The organism is Stenotrophomonas sp. YJH_SMC_46, from assembly GCF_059370315.1.
The window spans coordinates 754,097-777,224 of record NZ_JCAFTO010000003.1 but is presented as its reverse complement, the minus strand read 5'-3'; the positions used below and the strand labels follow the sequence as shown (position 1 = coordinate 777,224).

At 63.7% G+C, this 23,128-nt stretch carries 24 protein-coding genes and 1 tRNA gene; 10 read left to right on the top strand and 15 right to left on the bottom strand.

Annotated features, from left to right (window positions below; genetic code table 11):
• Window positions 1-78 precede the first annotated feature (78 nt).
• The gene (locus AC5P8C_RS13190; RefSeq protein ID WP_019661404.1) at window positions 79-858 is read left to right on the top strand and encodes a DUF6491 family protein; all 780 of its coding nucleotides are present in this window, start codon (window positions 79-81) and stop codon (window positions 856-858) included.
• Here the strand turns inward: AC5P8C_RS13190 and AC5P8C_RS13185 are convergent.
• The 3 genes from AC5P8C_RS13185 to AC5P8C_RS13175 form a co-directional block, all read right to left on the bottom strand.
• A complete protein-coding gene (locus tag AC5P8C_RS13185) occupies window positions 855-1,907 on the bottom strand; it encodes a linear amide C-N hydrolase (RefSeq protein ID WP_019661403.1) in 1,053 nt (350 codons plus the stop codon). The two genes, AC5P8C_RS13190 and AC5P8C_RS13185, sit on opposite strands and share 4 nt — an antisense overlap.
• Window positions 1,908-1,972: 65 nt before the next feature.
• Window positions 1,973-2,386 carry a DUF6691 family protein gene (locus AC5P8C_RS13180; RefSeq protein WP_019661402.1) on the bottom strand — a complete coding sequence of 138 codons (414 nt, stop codon included), beginning with the start codon at window positions 2,384-2,386 and terminating at the stop codon, window positions 1,973-1,975.
• Complete coding sequence (locus AC5P8C_RS13175; RefSeq protein WP_019661401.1) at window positions 2,383-2,820, bottom strand: YeeE/YedE family protein; 438 nt, start codon at window positions 2,818-2,820, stop codon at window positions 2,383-2,385. The genes AC5P8C_RS13180 and AC5P8C_RS13175 overlap by 4 nt, the downstream gene beginning before the upstream one ends.
• A gap of 85 nt (window positions 2,821-2,905) precedes the next feature.
• Here AC5P8C_RS13175 and AC5P8C_RS13170 point away from each other — a divergent pair, with 85 nt between their 5' ends.
• Window positions 2,906-3,220 (top strand): ArsR/SmtB family transcription factor, encoded by a 315-nt coding sequence (locus AC5P8C_RS13170; protein ID WP_019661400.1) that lies wholly within the window; start codon window positions 2,906-2,908, stop codon window positions 3,218-3,220.
• Window positions 3,221-3,229: 9 nt separating this feature from the next.
• Here the strand turns inward: AC5P8C_RS13170 and AC5P8C_RS13165 are convergent, their stop codons facing one another.
• From AC5P8C_RS13165 to AC5P8C_RS13145, 5 genes are all read right to left on the bottom strand, one after another.
• Entirely contained in the window at window positions 3,230-3,658 is a 429-nt protein-coding gene (locus tag AC5P8C_RS13165; RefSeq protein WP_019661399.1) for a BLUF domain-containing protein, read from the bottom strand.
• Between the two features lie 83 nt (window positions 3,659-3,741).
• Window positions 3,742-4,875 carry a hybrid sensor histidine kinase/response regulator gene (locus AC5P8C_RS13160; protein WP_019661398.1) on the bottom strand — a complete coding sequence of 378 codons (1,134 nt, stop codon included), beginning with the start codon at window positions 4,873-4,875 and terminating at the stop codon, window positions 3,742-3,744.
• On the bottom strand, window positions 4,872-5,447 hold the full coding sequence (locus AC5P8C_RS13155) for a chemotaxis protein CheB (protein ID WP_019661397.1): 576 nt from the start codon (window positions 5,445-5,447) through the stop codon (window positions 4,872-4,874). Before AC5P8C_RS13155 ends, AC5P8C_RS13160 begins: the two co-directional genes overlap by 4 nt.
• A complete protein-coding gene (locus AC5P8C_RS13150; RefSeq protein WP_019661396.1) occupies window positions 5,447-6,271 on the bottom strand; it encodes a CheR family methyltransferase in 825 nt (274 codons plus the stop codon). The genes AC5P8C_RS13155 and AC5P8C_RS13150 overlap by 1 nt, the downstream gene beginning before the upstream one ends.
• Window positions 6,268-9,375, bottom strand: a complete 3,108-nt coding sequence (locus AC5P8C_RS13145; protein ID WP_233652916.1) for a response regulator — start codon at window positions 9,373-9,375, stop codon at window positions 6,268-6,270. The genes AC5P8C_RS13150 and AC5P8C_RS13145 overlap by 4 nt, the downstream gene beginning before the upstream one ends.
• A 151-nt stretch (window positions 9,376-9,526) precedes the next feature.
• Between AC5P8C_RS13145 and AC5P8C_RS13140 the strand changes: the two genes are divergently transcribed.
• Window positions 9,527-10,690, top strand: a complete 1,164-nt coding sequence (locus AC5P8C_RS13140) for a two-component system sensor histidine kinase NtrB (protein ID WP_495218908.1) — start codon at window positions 9,527-9,529, stop codon at window positions 10,688-10,690.
• A complete protein-coding gene (locus AC5P8C_RS13135; RefSeq protein ID WP_021202849.1) occupies window positions 10,680-11,039 on the top strand; it encodes a response regulator in 360 nt (119 codons plus the stop codon). Before AC5P8C_RS13140 ends, AC5P8C_RS13135 begins: the two co-directional genes overlap by 11 nt.
• A 107-nt stretch (window positions 11,040-11,146) precedes the next feature.
• Here AC5P8C_RS13135 and AC5P8C_RS13130 read toward each other — a convergent pair whose 3' ends face one another.
• Both AC5P8C_RS13130 and AC5P8C_RS13125 read right to left on the bottom strand, forming a co-directional pair.
• Window positions 11,147-11,611: a GNAT family N-acetyltransferase gene (locus AC5P8C_RS13130; RefSeq protein WP_495218928.1), complete on the bottom strand. Its 465-nt coding sequence runs from the start codon at window positions 11,609-11,611 to the stop codon at window positions 11,147-11,149.
• A 341-nt stretch (window positions 11,612-11,952) separates the two neighbouring features.
• Window positions 11,953-12,029, bottom strand: a tRNA-Arg gene (locus tag AC5P8C_RS13125).
• Between the two features lie 116 nt (window positions 12,030-12,145).
• Here AC5P8C_RS13125 and AC5P8C_RS13120 point away from each other — a divergent pair.
• The 6 genes from AC5P8C_RS13120 to AC5P8C_RS13095 all read left to right on the top strand — a co-directional run bounded on the left by AC5P8C_RS13120 (window position 12,146) and on the right by AC5P8C_RS13095 (window position 18,036).
• Complete coding sequence (locus AC5P8C_RS13120; protein ID WP_495218907.1) at window positions 12,146-12,805, top strand: phosphatase PAP2 family protein; 660 nt, start codon at window positions 12,146-12,148, stop codon at window positions 12,803-12,805.
• Window positions 12,806-12,865: 60 nt separating this feature from the next.
• Window positions 12,866-13,216, top strand: a complete 351-nt coding sequence (locus AC5P8C_RS13115) for a hypothetical protein (protein WP_167649925.1) — start codon at window positions 12,866-12,868, stop codon at window positions 13,214-13,216.
• A gap of 80 nt (window positions 13,217-13,296) precedes the next feature.
• On the top strand, window positions 13,297-14,406 hold the full coding sequence (locus tag AC5P8C_RS13110; protein WP_058982655.1) for a polysaccharide biosynthesis/export family protein: 1,110 nt from the start codon (window positions 13,297-13,299) through the stop codon (window positions 14,404-14,406).
• 1 nt (window position 14,407) lies between these two features.
• Entirely contained in the window at window positions 14,408-15,091 is a 684-nt protein-coding gene (locus tag AC5P8C_RS13105) for a YjbF family lipoprotein (RefSeq protein ID WP_495218906.1), read from the top strand.
• Between the two features lie 3 nt (window positions 15,092-15,094).
• Complete coding sequence (locus AC5P8C_RS13100) at window positions 15,095-15,847, top strand: capsule biosynthesis GfcC family protein (RefSeq protein ID WP_058982653.1); 753 nt, start codon at window positions 15,095-15,097, stop codon at window positions 15,845-15,847.
• Complete coding sequence (locus AC5P8C_RS13095) at window positions 15,847-18,036, top strand: YjbH domain-containing protein (protein WP_495218905.1); 2,190 nt, start codon at window positions 15,847-15,849, stop codon at window positions 18,034-18,036. The genes AC5P8C_RS13100 and AC5P8C_RS13095 overlap by 1 nt, the downstream gene beginning before the upstream one ends.
• On the opposite strand, the gene AC5P8C_RS13090 is transcribed toward AC5P8C_RS13095, so the two are convergent.
• From AC5P8C_RS13090 to AC5P8C_RS13070, 5 genes are all read right to left on the bottom strand, one after another.
• Complete coding sequence (locus tag AC5P8C_RS13090) at window positions 18,026-19,048, bottom strand: alginate lyase family protein (RefSeq protein ID WP_495218904.1); 1,023 nt, start codon at window positions 19,046-19,048, stop codon at window positions 18,026-18,028. The genes AC5P8C_RS13095 and AC5P8C_RS13090 overlap by 11 nt on opposite strands.
• Window positions 19,048-19,791 carry a hypothetical protein gene (locus AC5P8C_RS13085; protein WP_495218903.1) on the bottom strand — a complete coding sequence of 248 codons (744 nt, stop codon included), beginning with the start codon at window positions 19,789-19,791 and terminating at the stop codon, window positions 19,048-19,050. The genes AC5P8C_RS13090 and AC5P8C_RS13085 overlap by 1 nt, the downstream gene beginning before the upstream one ends.
• 238 nt (window positions 19,792-20,029) lie before the next feature.
• On the bottom strand, window positions 20,030-20,572 hold the full coding sequence (locus AC5P8C_RS13080) for an acyltransferase (protein WP_495218902.1): 543 nt from the start codon (window positions 20,570-20,572) through the stop codon (window positions 20,030-20,032).
• Window positions 20,569-21,732 carry a polysaccharide pyruvyl transferase family protein gene (locus AC5P8C_RS13075; protein ID WP_495218901.1) on the bottom strand — a complete coding sequence of 388 codons (1,164 nt, stop codon included), beginning with the start codon at window positions 21,730-21,732 and terminating at the stop codon, window positions 20,569-20,571. The genes AC5P8C_RS13080 and AC5P8C_RS13075 overlap by 4 nt, the downstream gene beginning before the upstream one ends.
• The gene (locus AC5P8C_RS13070; protein WP_495218900.1) at window positions 21,729-22,919 is read right to left on the bottom strand and encodes an MATE family efflux transporter; all 1,191 of its coding nucleotides are present in this window, start codon (window positions 22,917-22,919) and stop codon (window positions 21,729-21,731) included. The genes AC5P8C_RS13075 and AC5P8C_RS13070 overlap by 4 nt, the downstream gene beginning before the upstream one ends.
• Between the last annotated feature and the right edge of the window lie 209 nt (window positions 22,920-23,128).

Below are 23,128 nucleotides of genomic sequence, written 5' to 3'. Positions count from 1 at the left end.
GGCAGTGTGCGCGTGTAACAACGGCCGTGCAAACCGCTGCTATAGTCGGTCCGTCATCCAACGCAGGGAGTGCAGGTCATGACCCATCAGCAGCTGTCCCTGGTGCTTGCCACCAGCCTCGGCCTGGCGCTCACCGCCTCGGCCTCCGCGCAGGAACGTACCCCACCGGCGCCGCACTGCATGGACGCGGTCGGCGTCCAGGAAGTGGAGCAGGCGTCACCGCGTTCAATCGCCCTGCGAGCCGCCTCGGGCCAGGCTTATCGGATCGACTTCAGCGAGGAGTGCCCCGGCGTCCGCGGTGCCACCACGCTGAAACTTGAGGCGCCCGCTGGCTGGGCCTGCGGTCGCCCCAGCGAGCGTGTGGTGGTCGATGGCCGCGCCTGCGCGATCAGCGCGGTGACCCCCGTGCAGGATCGCGACTACGCCAACGTGGCCCGCGACAGCGACCGCCTGCGCATGGCCACCCTGCCCGCCCTGACCATCCGCGAGCGCAGGGACATCCGCCGCAGTTTCGGTGGTTCGCCGTCGTACTGCTTTGCCACGCGCAACGTGCGCGCGTGGTCGTCCGACCCGCAGGGCATGCTGGTGGAGACCAATCCGCATCGCAATGGTGGTCACCGCTACTATCGCGTGGAGCTTGGCAGCCACTGCCGCCAGCTCGACCGTGCGCCACAGCTGAGCTTCCACTCCGGCATGCAGAACGGCCTGATCTGTGGCAATCCGGGCGATCGCATCCTTACCGCCGGATTCGAGAAGGGTGACCTGCGCAACGATGCACTGGCGCCGCTGCCGCAGTACACCCACGGCGGCTGCACGATCCAGGCGGTCTATCCGGCTTCCAGCCAGGCGTCGAACTAACCGTCGACGCCGAGGAAGGTGAACGGTGCGCTGGGTACGAACTGGCCCAGCGCATCGCCGGCAAAGGTGTTGCGCTGGTCCTTGCCGAGGTCCAGCTTGAGGACCTGGCCGCCGAAGTCGACCTTGTTCAGATCAACCCAGAAGGTGTTCGGGGTCAACGCCGACTCGAAGAAGTACAACCGCCGCTTGTGGTCGGCTACGGTGCGCCAGCGCGTGGAAGAAATGTTCGGCTCGCCTGGCGTGGTGATGCCATACGGCACCGATGCATTGCGGATCACGCTGAACACGCTGGCCAACGCCATCACCGGGTCTTCGACCTTGGGAATGGCATTGATGTAGAACGAGGCGCGGGCGAAGCGGTCGGCGGAACGGTTGGTGCCGGGCAGCATCACCGTGCCACCGATCTGCTGCCAATAGCTGTTCAGCGCCAGCTGGTGCTCGAAGATCGGCGAGTTGGTCATCACCTGGTAGCGCCGGTCATGATGGATCACCTGGCGACCGCCGATGTATTCGACGATCGCGCTGTCGCCGCTGGCATCGGACAGCGACAGGTGCAGCGTCGCCTGGCGGTCTTCGCCGGGCACCTTGTCGGTGACGATCGAGTACGGCTCGCGCTTCAACGCGGTGACCGCCTCTTCGACGGTAGCGAAGTTGTCCAGCACATACTGCGCCCACAGCGAAATCGCCAGGCCCGGCTTGTTGCCACGCTTCTGCGGATACTCCGATTCGACCAGCCACAGCAGGTTGGCCACCAGGCCCTTTTCGTTCATGCCGTCGGTGGTCGACACGTCGTAGCCGGTGGCCACCACGCTGCCGTAGCGCGCGGTCCACGCCAGCGACTTCGGGCCGGCCTGGCCGGTGCGCGCAATGCCGCGCGGCAGTATGTAGAGGTTGGTCGCCACATCGACCTTCCAGTCCATCGAGCGCGCGGTGATCACATCGCCGTTGTCACCCAGGTACACCGCACGCGTGCAGGCCAGTGCCGGCGTGGTCGCGGACGCCAACGCCACGGCCAGCATTACCTTTCCTTTCCAGTTCATCCGTGCCATGCACTACGCTCCTTTCCCCGTGATGCATGATCTGATCCGATCCAGGGTGACACCGGAGTGAAGCCTCAGCGCACGAACCGATCGTGCGCCCAGAAGCCCAGGACCATGGCAGGCACGAACCACAGCGCCTCGCGCGATGCCGCCGCCAGCCCCGCGATGGCCGGGCCCGGGCAGTAGCCGGCCCATCCCCAGCCGATACCGAACAGTGCGGCACCCAGCAGTAGACGCGTATCGACATCGCGCGCGGTGGGCAACTGGAAGCGCATCGCGAACCACGGCCGCGCGCGCCGCAGCGCCCAGCGCTGGCCGGCCGCACTGACCAGCAGCGCCGACCCCAGCACCCATAGCAGGGTGGGATCGAAATCCCCGGTGACATCAAGGAAGCCGAGCACGCGACGCGCATCGGTCATGCCGGAAAGGGCCAGGCCTGCGCCGAACAGCGCACCCGCTACAGCGGCAGCAGCCCTCGGACGACTCATGCCAGGGCTCCACCGTGCCGGGCCAGGAAGGTCGTCAGCATCGCGAACGCCATGAATAACAGCACCGCCAGCGACGATCGCTTCGAACCGCGCGCCAGGCCACACACGCCGTGGCCACTGGTACAGCCGCTGCCCAAGCGGGTGCCGAAGCCGACCAGCAGGCCGGCGCCGACCAACTGCCAGGCCGGCAATGCATCACGCAGCAGTGCGCGTGGCGATGCCGCGGGCACCGACTGCCACCACAGCACCAGCCCCGCCGATGCCAGCAGGCCGGCCAGGAATGCCCAGCGCCAGCCACGCTCGCCTTCGGCTGCCCGCAGGCTGCCCGCGGCGATGCCGCTGATGCCCGCCACGCGCCCGATGCTGGCCAGCAACAGCACCGCAGCGGCACCGATCAAGGCGCCGCCGGTGACCGCACCCCAGGGCAGGTTCATGCCCCACCCTCTTCGCCACCGCACATGGAATTGCTCTTTAATTTAGACTAATCTAAATTAGATCATCCTAAACAAAGGAGTCAACATGGTCCGGTCCCTGCCCGACGGCGCAGCCATGGCCGAACACGCTTCAGAGGCAGCCACGCTGCTCAAAGGCCTGGCCCACCCCGCCCGGCTGCGGGTGTTGTGCCGCCTGGTCGAAGGCGAGGCGGCAGTAGCGGAGCTGCAGGCGCTTACCGGGCTGAGCGCGTCGGCGCTGTCCCAGCACCTGGCGGTACTGCGCGCGATGAAGATCGTGGCAACCCGGCGCGAGGCACAGGCGATCCACTATCGGGTGGTCGAAGGGCCTGCGCTGGGTGTGCTGCAGGCCCTGCACGCTGCCTACTGCGGCCGGGCGTGAGGTTGAATGTCAGCCGGCATGCAGCGCCGGCTGCACCACCGTGTCCAGCAGGTCGACCGGTGTCGGCGCCGCGCGATCCCCCTCCAGCGCCCGGCTGAAACCGGCCCAGTCGCTGGATGACAACTGGCGCAGCAGCGCTGCCTCCACCGGCAACGCCCGCATCGACCAGTAGGGAAACTGGCGCTGGCCGAGGCGGCCTCGCGCCAGCTCGATGATGTCGATGTGACTGCCGGCCTGGAGAATGCGCTCATACACCGAGTCGATGCCATCCGGCGGCCCCTCGATGTACTGCAGGAAACGATTGCCATCGTGCAGCAGCACTCCGGTCACCCCCGCCATCTTGTTGAAACGCGCAGCGTCTTCGACCAGCGCCTGCAGGCGTTGGCTGGAGAGCTCCGGCAGCGCCCGGCTGATGTAGGCGATGGCGCGCAATGGCATGGTGCTTCCTTGGCTGGGTGTGAACGCACGGTAGCAGTTGCGGACGAGCCCGTCTCAATACGCCCGCCCGTTCCCTGAAGAATTCAGGTTGCGATGGCGCCCGCCCCGTCCCACCGCCGCGGCAGCACGGCCTCGAACACGACCTGGCCTGCCTCGTTGCGCGCCGCGATCCGGCCGCCGTGCGCGCGCACGAACTGATCCACGATGTACAGGCCCAGCCCCAGTCCCTTGCTCTGGTGGAAACTGGCCTTGAACGGCTCGAACAAGCGCGGCAACAGCGCGTCATCGATATGGCCGGCATTGCTCACCCGCAGCACCACCGCGCGGGCATCGTTGCCATCCAGCTGCACGTGTGCCTCGCTGCCATGCGTCAACGCATTGCCCACCAGGTTTGCTGCGATCTGGCCCAGGCGGTCCATGTCGCCTTGCAGGCGCGTGTCGCCGACGGCGTCGAAACGAATGCGCTCCTGACCGTGGGCACTGCCCGCTTCGGCGATCACCGCACGGGTGACCTCACGCAGGTCGCAGGCGGTAGCCTGCAGCCGCAGGCCACCACTGCGGATCCGCGAAAAGTCCAGCAACTGCTCGACCATCCGCGCCATGCGCAGGGTACTGGCCTCCAGATGCGCCAGTGTCTGCTGCGCGCTGCTGTTGTTCGCCGGAAGCTCCAGCGCCAGCTTGTCGGCACACAACAGGATCGCCGACAGCGGCGTGCGCAGGTCGTGGGTCAACACGGCGGCCATCGTCTCGTTGAGCTTCAGCGCCCGCTCGAGCGCCTCGTTGCGGGCCTTCAGCAGCTGGCGCTGCTGGTACAGCTCGATGAAGACGTTGACCTTGCTCAGGATGACCTGTGGTGCCACCGGCTTGTGCAGGAAATCCACCGCACCGGTTTCGTAGCCCTTGAACGCACGCAGCGGATCGTCCGGCGAGGCGGTCAGGAAGATGATCGGCACCGTGCGGCTGCGATGCGAGCCGCGCATCAGTTCGGCCAGGGTGAAGCCATCGATCTCGGGCATGTGTACATCGAGCAACGCCAGCGCCACCTCGTGCTCCAGCAGCAGCTCCAGCGCCTCCGCGCCCGAACCGGCCAGCAGCAGGTTCACGCCCTCGCGCTGCAACAGCGCCTGCATGGCCACCAGATTCTGCGGCACGTCGTCGACGATCAGCAGGTTGACCGGGGACTGCGACTGCGCAGGGTCCGGCGGCAACAGGTTCATGCAAACAGCTCCTTCAGGCGACGACACATCAGTTCAAGGGGCAGCACGGCATCGGCACCAGCGTGCTGCAGGGCGGAGGCCGGCATCATCGATGCCTCGGCCTCCTCGGGACATTGCAGCCAGGCTCGACCACCGGCGCCACGCACTGCGGCCACCCCTTCACTGCCATCGCTGCTGGCGCCGGTCAGCAGCAGGGCCAGCACCTGGTCGCCGAATACGGCCGCTGCCGATTCGAACAGCGGATCGATGGCCGGGCGCGAGAACAGCACCGGCGCGTCCACCGACAGCGCCAGCGAGCCGGCGTCTTCCACCAGCAGGTGGTAATCCGGCGGCGCGAAGGTCACCGTGCCACGCAGCAACGGCTGCTTGTCTTCGGCCTCGCGCACCGGCAGCGCGCAGTACGGTGCCAGCACTTCGGCGATGCGGCTGCTGCGATCGCGTGGCAGGTGCAGCACCGCCAGCACCGGCACCGGCAGCGTCGCGGGCAGCGCGCCGAGCACCGCCTGCAGGGCCGCGACGCCACCGGCCGAAGCCCCGATCACCAGTACGGCCGGGGGTGTCGGCGTGGCCATCAGGCCACCTTCCGGTACAGGCGATGCTCGCGCGAACAGACCTCGAACGCATCGTGGTGGCACCCGAACTGCAGCGACTCCTTGCTGCCCAGGCCCAGGAAGCCGCGGTGCACCAGCGCTTCACGGAACAGGCCCACCGCGCGGTCCTGCAGGTCGCGGTTGAAATAGATCAGCACGTTGCGGCACGACACCAGGTGTACTTCGGAGAACACCGTGTCGGTGGCCAGGCTGTGGTCGGCAAAAACCACGTTGCGGCGCAGCTGCCGATCGAACACCGCGCCATCGTAAGCCGTGGCGTAGTAATCGGACAGCGACGCGGCGCCACCGGCCGCCAGATAGTTGCGGCTGAACTGCGCCATCCGGTCGATGCCATAGGCCCCGGCTTCCGCGGTGGCCAGCGCCGCTGGATTGATGTCGGTGGCGTAGACGATGCTGCGCTCGAGCAGGCCTTCTTCGTGAAGCAGGATCGCCAGCGACCAGACTTCTTCGCCCGTGCTGCAACCGGCCACCCACAGCTTCACCGACGGATAGGTGCGCAGTACCGGCACTACCTGCTCGCGCAGCTCACGGAAATAGGCCGGGTCACGGAACATCTCCGAGACCTGCACGGTGAAGAACTGCATCGCCTGCGCGAACAGGTCCGGCTCGTGCAGCAGGCGGTGCTGCAGATCGGCCAGCCGCCCGCACTCATAGCGCTGCATGGCCTGGCGGATCCGTCGGCGCAGCGACGACACCGCGTAACTGCGGAAATCGTAGTGGTAGCGCTGGTACAACGCTTCCAGCAGCACCTTCAGCTCCAGGTCGAACAGGGCCTGCTCGTTCATTGCCGCGAGCACCAGACCCGGCACAGCGATACCAGCTTGTCGACGTCGATGGGCTTGGCGATGTAGTCGTTGGCACCGGCCTGCAGGCAGCGCTCACGGTCGTCCGGCATGGCCTTGGCGGTCAGCGCGATGATCGGCAGGTCCTGCAGGTGGCGTTGCGCGCGGATCTCGCGCATTGCGGCCAGCCCATCCTTCTCCGGCATCATGATGTCCATCAGCACCAGGTCGACCTCGCGCTCGGCCAGGCGATCCACCGCTTCCTGGCCATTGCGCGCGATCTCCAGGGTCACGCCCAGCGGTTCAAGCACACTGGACAGTGCGAAGATGTTGCGCACGTCGTCCTCGGCCAGCAGCACCGTCCGACCGTCGAGCACAGTATCGCGACGGCGCGCCTCGCGCAGCAGGCGCTGCTGGTCGGTTGGCAGGCTGGCCTCCACGCTGTGCAGGAACAGGGTGACCTCGTCCAGCAGGCGCTCGGGCGAACGTGCGCCCTTGATGATGATGCTCTTGGAATAGCGACGCAGGCGCTGCTCTTCCTCGCGGCTGAGCGCGCGACCGGTGTAGACGATCACCGGCGGGAAACCGACATCGTCGTTGCCGGCCATGTGCTCGAGCAGGTCGTAGCCACTGCCGTCGGGCAGCGACAGGTCCATCACCATGCAGTCGAACGTGACCGTGCTGAGCTGTTCCAGTGCGCCGGCCAAGGTGCCCACCGCGACGATCTGCAGCTGGTCGCGGCCCAGCAACAGTTCCAGGTTGCGGCGCAGCTCGCTGTCGTCCTCGACGATCAGCAGCCGCCGCACGTCGCGTTGGCTGGTCTGTTCCAGCTGCTCGATGGCCGTCACCAGCCGCTCGCGCGTGGTCGGCTTGATCGCAAACCCGATCGCGCCCAGCTCGCGCGCCACCTGGCTGCGATCCGTGGCCGAGACCACATGCACCGGGATATGGCGGGTATCCGGGTTGCGCTTCAGCCGCTCCAGCACGCTCAGCCCGGACACATCGGGCAGGCCGATGTCGAGCAGGATGCCATTCGGGCGCAGTTCGCTGGCCAGGGCCAGCGCCTCTTCCGCCGTGCCCGCTACCACGCAATCGAAGTCCAGTTCATGGGCCAGGGCCACCAGCGCTTCGGCAAACGTGGCATCGTCCTCCACCGCCAGGATCAGGCGACCGGCGCGCTGCCGGCGACCACGGTCGTCGGCCACGCCGGCCGTCGCAGTGACCGGCGCTGCCGCGCTCGCAACGCGCACGGGCGCGGCTGGCAGCACCGCCGGTGCCGCCGGCGGCGCTGCCAAGGGACCCTCGGCAGCGTCAGCCGCGCTCGCGGCGGGCGCACCCTGCAACGGCAGCTCCAGGATGAAGCAGCTGCCGCGTCCGGGCTCACTGTCGACCTGGATGCCACCGCCCATGCGCTCGGCCAGATCGCGCGAGATCGACAGGCCCAGCCCGGTACCGCCGTAGCGACGGCGGGTGCTGCCGTCGGCCTGGCGGAAGGCTTCAAAGATGACGTCCAGCTGCTCGCGGGCAATGCCGATGCCGGTGTCGCAGACCTCGAACCGGATGCGGCCGTTGCCGCCGGCACGCACGTGCAGGCTGACCTTTCCATGCTCGGTGAACTTCACTGCGTTGGCCAGCAGGTTCTTCAGGATCTGCTGCAGCCGCTGGCTGTCGACCACCAGCTGGGTCGGTGCCAGCGCGTCGGCTTCGATCTGCAACGCCAGGCCCTTCTGCCGCGCCATCGGTTCGAAGGTCTCGCGCAGGCGCTGCAGCGCGCTCTCGACCACCACCACTTCATCGGACAGTTCGACGTGGCCGGCCTCGATGCGCGACAGGTCCAGGATGTCGTTGATCAGCGCCAGCAGGTCGTTGTTGGACGAGAGGATCGCACGCGCGTACTTCACCTGCTCCTCGGTGAGCGTGCCATCCTTGTTGTCGGCCAGCAGCTTGGCCAGGATCAGCGAGCTGTTCAGCGGCGTGCGCAGCTCATGCGACATGTTGGCCAGGAACTCGGACTTGTAGCGCGAGGTCGCGGCCAGCTCGTTGCTGTTGCGCACCAGCTGGCTCTGCGCCACCAGCAGCGCCTGCTTCTGCGCCTCCAGCTCGTGGGTGCGCTCTTCCAGCTGCACGTTGCTCTGTTCCAGCTCGGCCTGCTGCTCTTCCAGGTGGCTCTGCGACTGGAGCAGGCTGCGGCTCTGCTCTTCCAGTTCTTCGTTGGCCACGCGCAGCTCTTCCTGCTGGGCCTGCAGCTCTTCACCCTGGCGCTGCGACTCTTCCAGCAGCACCACCAGTTGCGCACGCAGCAGCGATGCGCGCAGCGCCATGCCGACGGTCTCCGCACAGCGCTCCAGAAGTTCGCGATCCAGATCACGCAGTTCGCCCACCTTGGCGCGACCCAGCTCGATGACCCCGACCACCGCGCCATCGCTGCTGATCGGCGCCAGGATGCGCTCGCGCACCGGCAACCGGCCGAGGCTGGTCTGCAGTTCAAGCACGGCGGCATCATCGCCGTGCAGGTGGCGGATGCGTTCATCACGAGCGACCTGCCCGGCCAGCCCTTCGTGAAGGGCCAGCGACGCTGGCGTTCCCGCAGGCAAGGCGACGCCACCGGTCAGCTGCAACCGCCCGCCTTCCAGTCGGTAGACCGCACCTACCTCCGCGCCGAGCTGCGCGGCCAGGCTTGTCGCTGCAGCCTCGGCGATCTGTTCCGGCCCCAGGTCACCGCGAAGGCTCGTCGCCACCGCGTTCTCGGCTTCCTGCAGCCAGAGCGCGCGCATTGCCTGGCGCCGGGCCTGGATCGCGCGCGAGACGATCAGTGCGATCATCAGGAAGGCACAGCCGCCAATGGTCCGGTTGACGAAGGAGAACGCCGAGTTGGAACTGGCGGGCGCGACGTTGAAGCCGATGACCAGCAGGAGGCAGGACAGCAGGGCCACCACGAACGGCGCCCGCGCGCTGCGCTGGAACACCGTGACGCCAACAGCCAGGAAGTAGGCCAGCCATACGGCATAGCCGAGCGGGACGACCAGTTCCAACGCGATGGTCGCGGCCAGCAGCACAGCGGACGTCATCCAGATCCAGCGGTCACGCGTAGTCGCACCAGGACGCATGCAGGTCGGTTCCAGAAGGCAAAGGGTGGAAGATGGTACTCCGTGTCGCATTCAGCCGCACAGGACAAATGGCACGTGTCAGGTGTGCACGCATCCTTCACACTTGACTGCCTAGCTTCACGTCCCTCACAGGGGTAACACTTATTTACACGTGGACGCAGCTGCCTGTACGACGTCCGTGCTGACGGACCCTTCCCGACAACTGCGACTGCTGATCGACAGCGTGCGCGATCATGCGCTGTACCTGCTTGATCCTGAAGGCATCGTCTGCAGCTGGAACCCCGGCGCCGAACGCATCAAAGGCTATTCAGCCGACGAAGTGGTGGGAACCCACTTCAGCCGCTTCTATCTGGCCGCCGACCGCGAGGCCGGCGAACCACAGCGCCTGCTCCGCGTCGCAGCGCAACAAGGGCATGTCGCCAGCGAGGGCTGGCGGGTACGCCGTGATGGCTCGTCGTTCCGCGCCAGCGTGGTCATCGAGCCGGTCGTCGAAGCGGGCGAACTGCTCGGCTTCGTCAAGATCACCCGTGACATCACCGAGCAGTGGCAGGCGCAACGGCTGCTGCGTGATGCCCAGCGTGCGCTGCGCAATACCCAGCAGTTCGAAACGGTCGGCCGGCTCAGCCGCGGCCTGTCGCACGAGTTCAACAACCTGCTGACCACCATCGGCAACGCGCTGGACCTGCTGTCGCTGCGCGTCAGCGGGGACGATGCACGCGCGGCCGAGCTGCTGGATGCCGCGCAGGCGGCCACTGACCGTGGCGCGCTGCTGACCCGCCAGCTGCTGGCCTTCAGCACCGGCCAGACCCTGATCCGCGAACCGGTGGACATCAATACGCTGGTGCGGCAGTGGCTGCCGGACCTGCAACGCGCCTGCCCGCCCACGGTGACGCTGGATGCCCATCTCACCCCCGGCCTGCCGCAGGTGAGCACCGATGCGATGCAATTGCAGACCGCCCTGGCAAACCTGGTGGCCAATGCCGTGGAGGCCACCGCCGATGGCGGCCGCATCCTGATCGGCACCGCACTGGAACATCGCCTCGACCCGGATGCGGACACCACGCTGCAACGCGGCTATGTCACCCTCAGCGTCTGCGACGAAGGCCACGGCATGGCCGCCGACATCGCCGAGCGGGCCAGCGAGCCCTTCTTCACCACCAAGGACATCGGCAAGGGCAGCGGCCTGGGCCTGAGCCAGGTGTTCGGATTCACTACCCAGAGCGGCGGCTTCGTCGATGTGTCCACCACCCCCGGTGTCGGCACCACGGTCAGCCTGCTACTCCCCGCAACAGAGGATGCAACCGATGACCGATGAACCGATCCGCGTACTGATGGTGGAGGACCAGAACGATCTGCGCGAGATGATCGGCATGGCCCTGCGCGATTTCGGCATCGAGGTATCCACCACCGCCGACGGCCATGAAGCCGCCGCGTTGCTGAAAGGCGACGCACGCTTCGACGTGGTGTTCAGCGATGTCAGCATGCCCAACGGCATGTCCGGTATCGAGCTGAGCGAGCATGTGGCGCGCGAACAGCCGCAGGCGCGGATGATCCTCTCATCCGGATATGCGCGCTCGCAGCTGCCGCCATTGCCCGATCAGGTGGAATTCCTGCCCAAGCCGTATCGTTTGCGCCAGCTGGTGGAGCTGCTGAAGCAGGATTGAGGAAGGCCGGTCCAGCGGTCGACTGCCCTCATCCCTGACACCCCAACCGCTTGTGGTCATCCCGCGAGCAATGATGTGCCCTGAAAGACGCCACGCCGGAACAGCGTTCAGCCCGAGGTGCGCTGCATGAACAGAAGGTCGGGGGTCGAGAACGCTTCAACCTGCTGGAAACCGAGGTCCCGGTACAGCGCCACGGCAGCCGTGTTGTCACGATAGACGCGCAGGCTGAGCTGCTGCACATCCGCTTGGCCCAGGGCCTGTGCACTCAATGCCTGCATGAGCAGCCGGCCAAGGCCGCGCCCGCGTGCCAGCGGGGAAACGATGATGCGGCCCAGATGTGCGGTGCGGGCGTCAGTCATCCAGTATTGGCCGAATCCAACGCAGGTACCGTGCTCGTCCAGCAGCGCCCAGCCTGGGCACGACCCGAGTTCGAGCACCTGCGCGAACCGTTCCGGCAGCAGGGGAAACGGCACACCGGGGCCTGCCCAGCGCCGGGTCGCCTCGGCTGATTCAGGCCAGTTGGCCACGATGGCGTAGTGCGACGGCTGGACGGGGCGAAGCTGGGGGCTCATGGCGTTCATGGTGCGTCATCTGCGCCAGGCCTACACGCTGCGCGGCCGCATTTGGGATCTGCCATAGGGCAATAGATTCCAGACGCGCCGCCATCACGCCCCGTGTGCCGCCGCACCCAGCCCAGCCCGGTTTCGGGAATCCCCTCGTTCAAAGGCCTCGGCGCGTTTCCCCGTCAGCCCGCCCTCTGAAGCGGGTGTTTTCGCGACTGATCGGGTGCGTGACCGGCAGCCACGCCCACGTGGATTCACGTCATGGCCTGCGCGGCGGCGGCGCTGGGCTGTCTGGGGAGGACTGCCTGCCGCTGCCGTCCGGCGAGAGGTTGCCATGCGGCTGTAGCAGATGGTGACCCCGGCCCGATTCGAACGGGCGACCTTCCCCTTAGGAGGGGGACGCTCTATCCAGCTGAGCTACGGGGCCATTGGCAGCGGAGAAGGATACCTCGTCTGGCTGAATGGACCAAGCGCCGGGCGTTCTGCAGTACGCCCACCGTCAGTAATCTGTGCGCATCTCCCCGCTGCACTTGCCGTCGCCGCATGATGACCTTCTGGCAGAGCCTGTCTGCACTCGGCGACAGCCGCGTCTTGTTTCCGTTTGCCGCTGTACTCGCCTTGTTTCTGCCGCCTTCTCACCGACACTTACTATGGCGCTGGGCAGCGGCAATGATTGTAGTTGCCGCAAGCACGCTAGCGAGCAAGATTGCCTTCATGGGTTGGGGTTTCGGCTTGAAGCATCTGGATTTCACCGGCGTCTCCGGGCACGCTGCCATGTCCAGCACCCTCTATCCCGTGGCCTTCTGGCTGCTAGCCAGCGGACGCAGCCTACAGCTGCGGGCCTGGGCCGTCGTGGGCGCAGGCCTAGCGCTCGTGATCGGCTACTCTCGACTGCCATTGCGAGCCCACTCCCCATCCGAAATCGTCATGGGACTCAGCTTCGGCCTGGCCGCGTCGGCATGGGTGCTGCGTGGCGGACATACTCTGGGCAACACGCTGGTCGTGCGTGGCCGCGCCGCGCTGCTGGCCATTGCCGCCGGCGTGACCTCCCCGATACTGCTTGCAGACTTGCACACCCATGACATCGTGAAGGCCGCGGCGAAGACACTGTCCGGCCGTGCGCAAGCGTTCGAGCGCCCCGGCCTACGCGGCCATTCGGTCCCAGTCAGCGGCCATCATGGCGATAGCAATCACAAACCTTGACAGCAAGGATTCATCCGAAGAACATGTGAAAGGAATTTTCCCTGACGGAGCAGGCCTCCCATGTTCAAGAAGACGATCGCAGTTGTGGCACTGGCGGCCCTGTCCGCCTCCCCGATGATGAGTTTCGCGCAGGAAGCGCAGGCTACGGCCGGCACGGAGGCCACTGCGGCGGAAGTTGCCGGAGCGGAAGCTGCAGGCGTCTCGACCGCTGCTGTCGTGGGCACCACCGTAATCGGCGTGGCCGCCGCGGCCGTTGCGTACAGCATCGGCGGCGACAGCACCAGCGGCAGCAATGACGGCGGCGGCGGCACTGATCCGGGCGGCCCGGGTCCGGGCGGCCCTGGTACGGGGGGCACCGGCGGTACGGGCGGTACGGGCGGCACCGGTGGTACAGGCGGCACCGGCGGCTGATCAGCGCACTGCGTACCACTCAGGCCCTCGCCGGGCGCGGCCCGGCGGGGGTTTTTTATGCCTGCCAGACTCTCATCCCCATGAATAACATCACCCCTCGCCTCCTTGCCGCTGCGTTGACCGCACTGGCACTGTCCAGCTGTGCGCTTGCGCCGGGACAGCACCTGCGCCGCAGCGACGTTGCCGTCGACCGCAAGAGCGGCGATGGTCAGCTGGAAATCGTTAGCATCACGCCGAAGCTGATCGCCCAGGAAAACGCCGCGCGGACGCAGAATTCACTGCCAGCTGCGTTGTTCGATTACCAGCCTGCACCGTACACGGTCGGGGCCGGCGACATTCTCTATGTCACCGTATGGGATCACCCTGAATTGACCGTGCCGGCCGGTCCACAGCAGCAGGGTGCTCTGGCAGGGCGCCTTGTGCAGAGTGACGGCACGATGTTCTACCCATACATCGGCAAGGTCACAGCCTCGGGAAAGACGCCGATGCAGCTCCGTGAGGAAATCAGTACCCGCTTGGCCAAGTACGTGGAATCGCCCCAGGTGGACGTATCCGTCCTCACCTATGGCAGCCAGCGGGTCTGGGTGACAGGCGCTGCCCAGCGATCCTCGCCGATTGCTCTGGGCACCTCGCCGCTGACGCTGGCAGATGCTATCAGCCAATCCGGACTGGACAACCAGCAGGCCGACTTGTCGGGCATCCAGCTCAGCCGGGAAGGCATCACTTACACGATCAACCTGGAAACCCTGGCTCGCGAGTTTGGCGGCCGCCAATTACTCCTCAAGGATGGCGACTCCATCTTCGTGCCCTACCTTGATCGCAAAGAGATCTTCGTGGTGGGCGAAGTGAATCAGCCCGGCGCCTACAGCTTCCGAACCGGTGATGTCTCGCTGAACCAGGCACTCGGCCGTGCTCGCGGCCTGCTTCAACAGACCGCAAACGGCAATGCCGTGTATGTCATCCGGGGCAGCACGGACCTGCAACAGGAGCCCTCGATGGTCTATCAGCTGGAGGCGCGCTCTCCGACCGCTTTTGCCGCCGGCAGTCAGTTCCATCTGCAGCCGGGCGACGTCGTATTTGTCGGCGCAGCCGGCGTCAGCCGTTGGAACCGCTTCGTGAATCAGCTGCTGCCCTTCACCAATATCCTGTACAACGCGGCGCGTACCGGAACCGAAATCAAGGACAACTGACATGGCTCGCATGGATGCGGCCTGCCACCGCCCTGCACATCGCGCCCATGGCGCGCTGTTGCTGGTCGCCGTCGCCGCCCTGCTGTTCACCGGGTGCACCACCGGCAGCCGCTCCACACTGGATACCTTCCGGCTGATCACCCATCGCCCGGCACAGGCGACCGCAGAAGGCGTGGCCAGCAACCGCTTCCCGCAGATGCAGGTGGAAACTTCCGACCTCACCGCAGTGGCTGTTCTGGGCTACGTCGATGGAGGCCGCCAGCAGTGGTTCGCGGGTTCACATGCGGTGTTCGAAATGGACGCCCACGGCCTGCTGCTGGGTGGCAGCGGCCTCGGGCAGCAATGGCACGCGCGTATCGATGGACCCTCGCCGTTCGATGACCTGCGTACAGTGACCACGCCCGTTGCGGTGCAGCGCCGCTACGACTGGATTCCCGCCTACCAGGTCGACGTAGCCGTGACCGGGATCCTGAGCAGGGGCGAACTGGAGCAGGTGGAGATACTGGGTTCGCGCCGGACCCTGCAGCGGTTCGACGAGCAGCTGCAAGGCGGTGGCATGAGTGGCCGCAATGTCTACTGGGCCGATCCTGCCACAGGCTTCATCTGGAAGAGCCGCCAGCATCTGGCGCCCGGTCGTGTTGCTGAGCTGACCCAGCTCAAACCCTATCGCCCGGCCAAGGACTGAGCCATGACGTTCAGATTTATCAACCTGGTAGTGCTTGCCGCGCTGTTCGCTGCCACTGGCGTCCAGGCCGCGCAGGTACATATCGAAGGTGCCGTTGAAGCAGCAGGGCAGTACGAGCTGCGTACCGGCGCCCGTCTGGCCGACGGCCTGCTGCTGGCCCGTCCCAAGGCCGACGCCTACCTGCTGGGGGCAAGTCTCGAACGCCCGCAGGCCCTGCCGGCCCAGGTGCGGCTGCGCGCGGGGCTGCAGTATGGCGCCGGGCAGCTGGCAGAGTCTGCCGACGCACAGGTCGTGACGCTCGCGCAGGCATTGCAGACCTGGCTGGAGACACATCCGGCCACCGGCCGGACGCCCATCTCCGGGCCCGCGCGACTGATCCAGGTCCAGCCTGCGAACAACCCGGTGCTAGCCACAGGTGACAGGCTGCGGTTTCCGCTACGGCCACGCACCGTCACTGTCATGGGCGCAGTGGAGCAGGAGTGCGAGCTGCCACACGGTCCGCATCGCGATGCACGCGACTATCTGCGTGACTGTCATCCCAGTCCCCTTGCCGACCGCAACGACATCTACGTGATCCAGCCCGACGGGCGAATCCAGCAGTTGGGCATCGGCCTGTGGAACCGCGCAGATCCCCAGGCTGTCGCGCCCGGGGGTACGGTTTTCGTGCCCGTGCGCGCCTCCCTGATCAAGCGCATCGACCCGCTGTTCAACAGCGATTTCGCCGCGTTCATCGCCACCCAGCCCGTCAACCCGTGATGATCCAGTCCTGCCTGCGCGCGCACCCAGTGCGCCCCGCCCGTTTTGCACTGAGCGCGCTTGCGTTGTCGCTGTCCTGCGCACTGCATGCCCAGGAGGCACCGCCCCCCACTGCCAACGAATGGGGTGGGATCGGTCTTCTGCAGACACCTACCGCGCGCATGGCAAGCGACGGAGACCTGAGCTTTACGGCGTCATACAACGCTCCGTACGCCCGCTATAACCTGACCATGCAGCCATTCCCGTGGCTTGAGGCCTCGTTCCGTTACATCAACGTCAATAGTCTGTATTACGGACGAAGCTATGCTGGCAACCAGCATTACAAGGACAAGTCGATCGACTTCAAGCTGCGCCTTTGGGATGAGTCCCGCCTGCTACCAGAAGTAGCCTTCGGCGTGCGTGACTTCGGCGGCACCGGCTTCTTTTCGAGCGAATACCTGGTAGCCAACAAGAACTTTGGCCCTATCGACGCGTCGATCGGACTGGCCACGGGCTATATTGGCAACCGTGGCGACTTTTCCAATCCGCTTGGCGCGATTGATGATCGTTTCAGGAATCGGCGCCGCGGAGCCATCAGCAGTACCACCGAAGCCGGAAAGTTCGGCCTGAGCAACATGTTCAAGGGCCCGGTTGGTATCTTTGGCGGCATCACCTACCAGACGCCGATGGATGAGCTGCTGCTCAAAGTCGAATACGACGGCAACGACTACCGCCGCGAACCCCGCAACAACAACCTGCGCCAGCGCACGCCCCTCAACGTGGGCCTGGTCTATGTGCCAAACCGCAATGTAGAGCTGACTGCAGCCTGGGAGCGCGGCGACGCGGCGATGTTCTCGCTCACCCTGCGTGGCAACCCGGGCAATGCGCCTGCTGCACCGAAGCCGTTCGACCCGCCACCGCAGCGACTGCTGCCCGAGACGACCGCCGTCGATCAGCGCGCATCAGTTGCCAACAGCGACGCTTCTGGTGAAGCACCTGGCACCAGCACCGATTGGGCAGCGATCAGCACCGAGCTGCAGCGCAATGCCGGCTTCCGTGTCGAACGCATTTCGCGCCGCGGCGACGAACTGTATGTCGACGGTTACCAGACCCGCTACCTGCATGCCGCCAAGGGCCTGGGACGCGCCACGCGCATTCTTGCCAACGCGACCGGCGATGACTACAACTGGTTCACCCTGCGTACCACCCGCGTGGGCATGCCGATTGCCGATCTGTCGATCAACCGCGAAGCGTTCGCGGGATATCTGGATGGCACCGTCAGCGAAGACATACTGCGGCGGAGCACGGAACTGCAGGCGCCTGACGCGCGCGCGCGCGAAACGCTTTACACACCCAAGCGCAACCCGTTCGGCGGCGGCTTCAACATCGGCTACCGGCAGAACCTTGGCGGCCCCGATGGCTTCATTCTGTACCAGGTCGCAGCCAACTATACGGGCAGCCTTTTCCTGCGCGACAACATCTGGCTGACCGGCACCATCAGTGCCGATGTCACCAACAACTACCACAAGTTCAAGTACAACGCCCCAAGTCGCCTGCCGCGTGTACGTACCGACATCCGCCAGTACCTGACCACCTCCGACATCATGCTGCCCAACCTGCAGGCCAACATCGCCGGGCGGCTGGCACCGGACTTGTATGGCATCGCCTACGCAGGCTACCTGGAGTGGATGTATGCTGGCGTAGGCGGCGAACTGCTGTATCGCCCAAGCGGCGAGCGCTGGGCGGTTGGCGCAAATCTCAACCGGGTGCAACAGCGCGACTATGACCAGCACTGGGGCCTTCGTGACTACCGCGTCACCACCGGCCACGCCACGTTCTATTACGCCCTCGACGCCCGTGAACGCATCATCGGCTCGCTGTCGGTCGGCCAGTATCTGGCCGGCGACAAGGGCGCCACTCTGGACCTGGCCCGCGTATTCGACAACGGCGTGACAATGGGCGCGTATGCGACCAAGACCAATGTCTCGGCGCGCGACTTCGGTGAAGGCAGCTTCGACAAGGGTATCTACTTCAGCATTCCGCTCGATGGATTCCTGCCACGCTCCACGCGTGGCCGTGCGGCCTTCAATTGGAACCCACTGATCCGCGATGGTGGCGCCATGCTCGGCCGCAAGTACGGCCTGTACGGCATGACCGGTGATCGCGATGAACGCTTCTTCTATGACAATATTCGAACGATCAGCGACTAGTCGCCCAATCATTCCAGGCTGATCTCAGCATCAGTTCCGGGTTGCCACCAAGAATTCGATTGAACCCGGCAGCGCCCGAAACTCCGCGGCACGAAAGTAGGCCAGAAATCGACCATGGTGCACACCAGGCGGGATACCTCGTCTGGTCCTGCGTCGGCAGCTTGCCTTGTCCCGGATTGAACTCGTTATCTCCTGCCGCAAGTTTTCTCGTCATCGACCGCAGCCCCGAGTTCTGCTTGTAGGTGATCTCCAACTGATCAATCCCTTGAAATGCGGTCCCCCAGGAAAGGGCGGCCAGAGCATACTCATTGTAGAAGCGAGTCCTCGCACCCCGTCGCTCGCTTTCAAAACCATTCTCGGAGATTCTCGACCATCCTTGCGCGATCACCCTTCCCCCTTTGTCAACGAGGTCAGGACGCGACACCAGTCGACCGGCCAGCATAGCTTGCGTGGCTGCCCAGTAAGTCAGATTGTTCGGGGAACGGCGACTGAAAAAATCCAAGCTCTCGCGCGCGTCCGCGACAATCCATGCATCAATCTCACTGCATGAGCTAGCCGCCCGACAGTGTGAGCGGACCTGTCCGTAGGCTGCGGCGAAACTCAGACCATACATCATTGCCGAAACACGGGCCTGAAAGCCCCTCTGCCCTCCCCGCACTGGACCCTTGCGCGCTAGTGTCACTAGTGCCGCAAGAACCGCATCCGCGCTGCTGGCGTCCCGCGTTGCCACATATCTATTCGCGCAATCGGCAAGCCTGGTAGCAAGGGAATCCACCTTCACCATCGACTCCCGGTACTCTGCATAGCTTTCGTGGTCAATAATCGAGTTGGAATCCTGCGTATAGAACGTCCGCACAGACGGGAATGCGAAGCTGTCGGCGGAAGCGCCAAGGCCTTGGAGACAGCTCTGGTCATCGCCAGCAAAAACCTGCCCCGGAGCCCAGCAAAGCCCGAGAACAAGCACAACACTGACGACCAAACCGTAGTCACCAATGCACCTGGCGAAATTCATCATATAACTCCCGCAGCCTTTGCTTCAGTCATCCACACCTGCTCTCGCCGGCGACTAAGAACGAATGACTTTGCTTCCAATACCGCCTTCTCCTCCAGAAGCCTGCGGGCATTCATCGCCAATTGCTGGGCATCATTGGATGTAAACAACGCCGCATCTGCGAACATTGCCCTCAAAATCGCCGTACTGGACAGCAATAGCGCCTTTCCGGCGCCAATTGCCTCATTCCCAACACTGAGCTGAATACCCTCCATGGTCGTCAAGCCAATTACACCACCGACCCGACAAAAAAGATCATTGTATGAGTCCAAAGACAGGTAGTCAGTGAAAACAACGTTGCTCGGCGCATTGGTTACGAATCCTTTTGCTTGCGCTTTCTTTCGGCTACCCGTTATAAACCACGTAATCTCAGGGCTAAGCTGAGCCGCCCCCAAGATTGCATCAATGGGTTCATCTTCTGCAAAGGAACAGGGAACCACAACGGAAACCGGCGGAACGACGCCGAAACACATCCCCGCAGCCTGTAGGCGCGCCGGAGGGTCAGTTATCACGTAGGCATCCCCGGGTGAAACTGCGAACGCTCCAAGCGCCTTCAAAATCTCCCGATTATGCACAACAACACGACCAAGCCGCGCCGCAAGCCAAAATGCACCAGGCAACTTCGACCAGACCCCACGAAACGCTGAATTGTGGCAATCTAAAACAAAGCGGGTCCTGTGCAACAGGGGCCGAACCAGGGCCAACAAGTGAACCAGGAACGTCGGAGGTACTTGGACCCACACATTTTCCGACGACCTGTTTCGCCACAAAATATGGACAGTGCGAACGGACTGGACAATGTAACTAAATGGAAGCAGGTACCCGCGATTTGAAATACGAGGGACGTAGAACAACCTCAACCCGAGCACCCTCGATATCGATTCGGCTCGCCGCTGGAACGGCACCCAAGCGATGTAGATTCCATTATTTCCTTGTACCATCTTAAACTCCAAACCATACGGGGAATGCAGCGCAATATCTCTGATCCCTCTTGCGCTCACGAATAACCCGAGCGGGATTGCCGCCCACTACCGCATAGGCAGGCACATCCCTGACGACGACCGACCCCGGATAAAGAACAGCGCCTCTCCCGATGGTTACACCGGGCATCACAAGGCACGACGGAAAAATCCACGCATCATCCTCGATGACTACAGGATCCGAGAACACCGCGCACTCTGGATCATCAACATCGTGGCCCATGCTGTATATTCGTACGGAATGGGAGATATTTACGTTATTGCCAATCTTCAGCCCCCCCCTATTGTCAAGGAAGCACCATGGGTTGATCGTGGTATTGGCACCGATTTCCAAGGATCCAAATTCGAACAGGCGAACCGAGCGGTGAATGGTCACACCTGTTCCGACCTTTGCTCCCATCAGACATAAGATCAACCGTCGCAGCCAGAACAGAGTCGCCAGGCTCAGCAAAAAGTTGGCCATTGCCAGTAGTAGCTTCTTCACATTCAACCGCGCAAATTTCATCGGGATCTGACTCCAGTAGAGTCAATCCAAGCAAGAAGTGAAGCGACGCCACGTTTTACCTTTTCTGAGTTTTCACTAACATCGGCGGCGACGCCCTCCTCCAGCGCCAGCCGGCCCACGTGGAACTCATCAATGCAGTCGCAGATCGCTCTCGGTCCGGGCTGCCTGACCAAGAGCGTGCCATTGGGAAGCATATTGTGCACTTCCTCCAGCTTGTTCTCGATTCTGATTGCAATGCTCGGCACACCTAAGGCCGCAGGCAGCCAGACACCGTGTGCTCTGGCGCTGACGATAACGCAGGATTCATTGCAGAAGCGATCCATGAACTGACGAATTGTCATTGCCGATGGCTCCCAAATCAGCCATTCGAAATCTGCATGATTTGCGATCAGATGTGCGTCACGCTCCCGGTACAAGGAGACCATTCGAACCTTCCTGCCTTGGCTGCGCAGGTCTCGGGCTGCCGTCACCATGGCACCAATTGCGGCGGCACCGGCTTCATCAAGAGGCCAGTCGCGAAGAACAAAGGAATGATAGCCGCTCTCGACATCCGCCAGCTTCAGTGGCGCGGGACACGACCCATACCACAACTCAGGCAGCAAACTGGGATCGCTAAAAACTTCTGCACGTACGCCTGAGAGCTCCTTGCAGTGCTCTGCGCTTGTCTGATCACGCACAGAAACGTAACTGGCGAGAGCCAGAAATCTCTCAGCCCTGGACTTGCCCTTCCCGTCCACCTGAAACGGTCCGAGACCGATGCAGAAAGTTCCGATGTTATCTGCGAAATACAGCCCGTCCACCGCTCCGCGCGCCTTCATGATCAAGCGGATCAGGCCAGAGAGAATGCTGCTTTGCGCTCGAACTGACTGGCCAAAGCGAGACAATAGAGATCTCGAGTTCAACGCCGCGCGTCCAGCGAATGAAAAGAACTGGCCTCCGCCCCCAAGCACGACCAATTCGGCCGAAAATGGGCTCTTGAGCGGAAGCCACTGCACCTCGGGATCGAACGCGGATGCTTGAACAGGATGATCCACGCCAATAGCAATCTCAGACGAAGAAAATCGGCTCTTGATCACTCCGAGCGTGGCAACCATCAGAATATCGTCTCCAAGATTCCCTGGGCCGTAGGCTCCGCGGATATAGGCCTTAACTCGCTTCACTTGATTTCCTTATTGGCTCGCAGCAGATACCAGGTACCGAAAACGATACCTACGATTCCCAAGAACAACGCACCTGTACGGACGACCAATCCATAGCCAGAAAGTCCGACGCCAGCGACCAAGATGACTGAACACCAGACTCCGATTGCGCCAGGCGAGACGAGGTATCGCCAGTGCATCAGGCCCATTCGTGCAAAAAATGGAAGGCCTACGACGAAGTGACCAAGGTGGGCAACGAAAAAAGCAAAGGCAATGCCGGCAGCGCCATAAGGCGCCATCAGCCAAGCAAGGATTACGAACCCGATCAGCCATCCCGCATTACTTACCACGCTGAACCACGAGTAGCCCTTGGCAACAAGCTTGCGGCCGATACCTCCCTTAAAGGCCATCAGAATGGCAGCAATGGAAAGGAACTGCACCACGTGATTGAAGCGCTGCGACACATATTGCCCGCCAAAAACGCGCCCAATGACTTCTGGCCACAGTAACAGGGGTAGTGCGCATACCAGAACCGCAATCCATCCGGCCAACATGTTTACTGCGTCGATCTGATCCTCCCCCAGGCCCGAGCTTCGAGTCAAGCGCGGAACAAGAACCACGGCAAGTACCACCGACAACTGAGAGAAGACAGCAAGAATCTGACTGCCAGCCGAATAAAGTCCGACCTGAGAAATGCCTCCGCCCATTTCGTGGAGAATTCGCGTAGCTATCCAGCCAGTGGGCGCTACCATGACCCCGGTAAGCAGGACGGGAACCGTCACCAGCCATAGATTCCTCCCCGCCGAGGTAGCGCGAGTGGTCACAACCCCACTCTCGCCGGGAGATCCAACTAACATTGACAGCATCCGGAGAGCAGTATAAGAAAGTGCAATCAGTTGCATTAGAAATGCAAGACAAAGCGCCCACGCCGCCCCGACACTCCCGGCCATTGCACCGCCAAAAGCAACAACCAGCGCCCCAGGCAATGCGGCCAGCGCATTAGCGAGCGTCTGTTCTCGGAATCGACCCAATGCAACAAGCACCCCGTTTGCAACGGCCGCGAGAACGGTGAAGAGAATGGTCAGGCCCACAGCATGCAGGATTCCCTGGCCACCAAAGCGAACGATATTCTCACTGCTCCAATCAGGCGCTACGAGAAACACCACACCCGGCAAAGCCGCGACACAGAGCGAAAAGATCAACAGCATCCTGAGGTCACGAATTGCCGGCCTCCGCCCGTCCCTGATCACCGCGGATAGATGAGTTGCAGACCCCATGGATGCTGCTTGCGCCGGCACCGCGCTGAGCATAACTATCACCGCTTGCACCAGCCCAAAGTACCCAGCCTCGTCCGCCCCCCACGACCGCGCGACCACAACAGCAGAGATTATGTAGAGGGATCGACTAAGCACGGTGG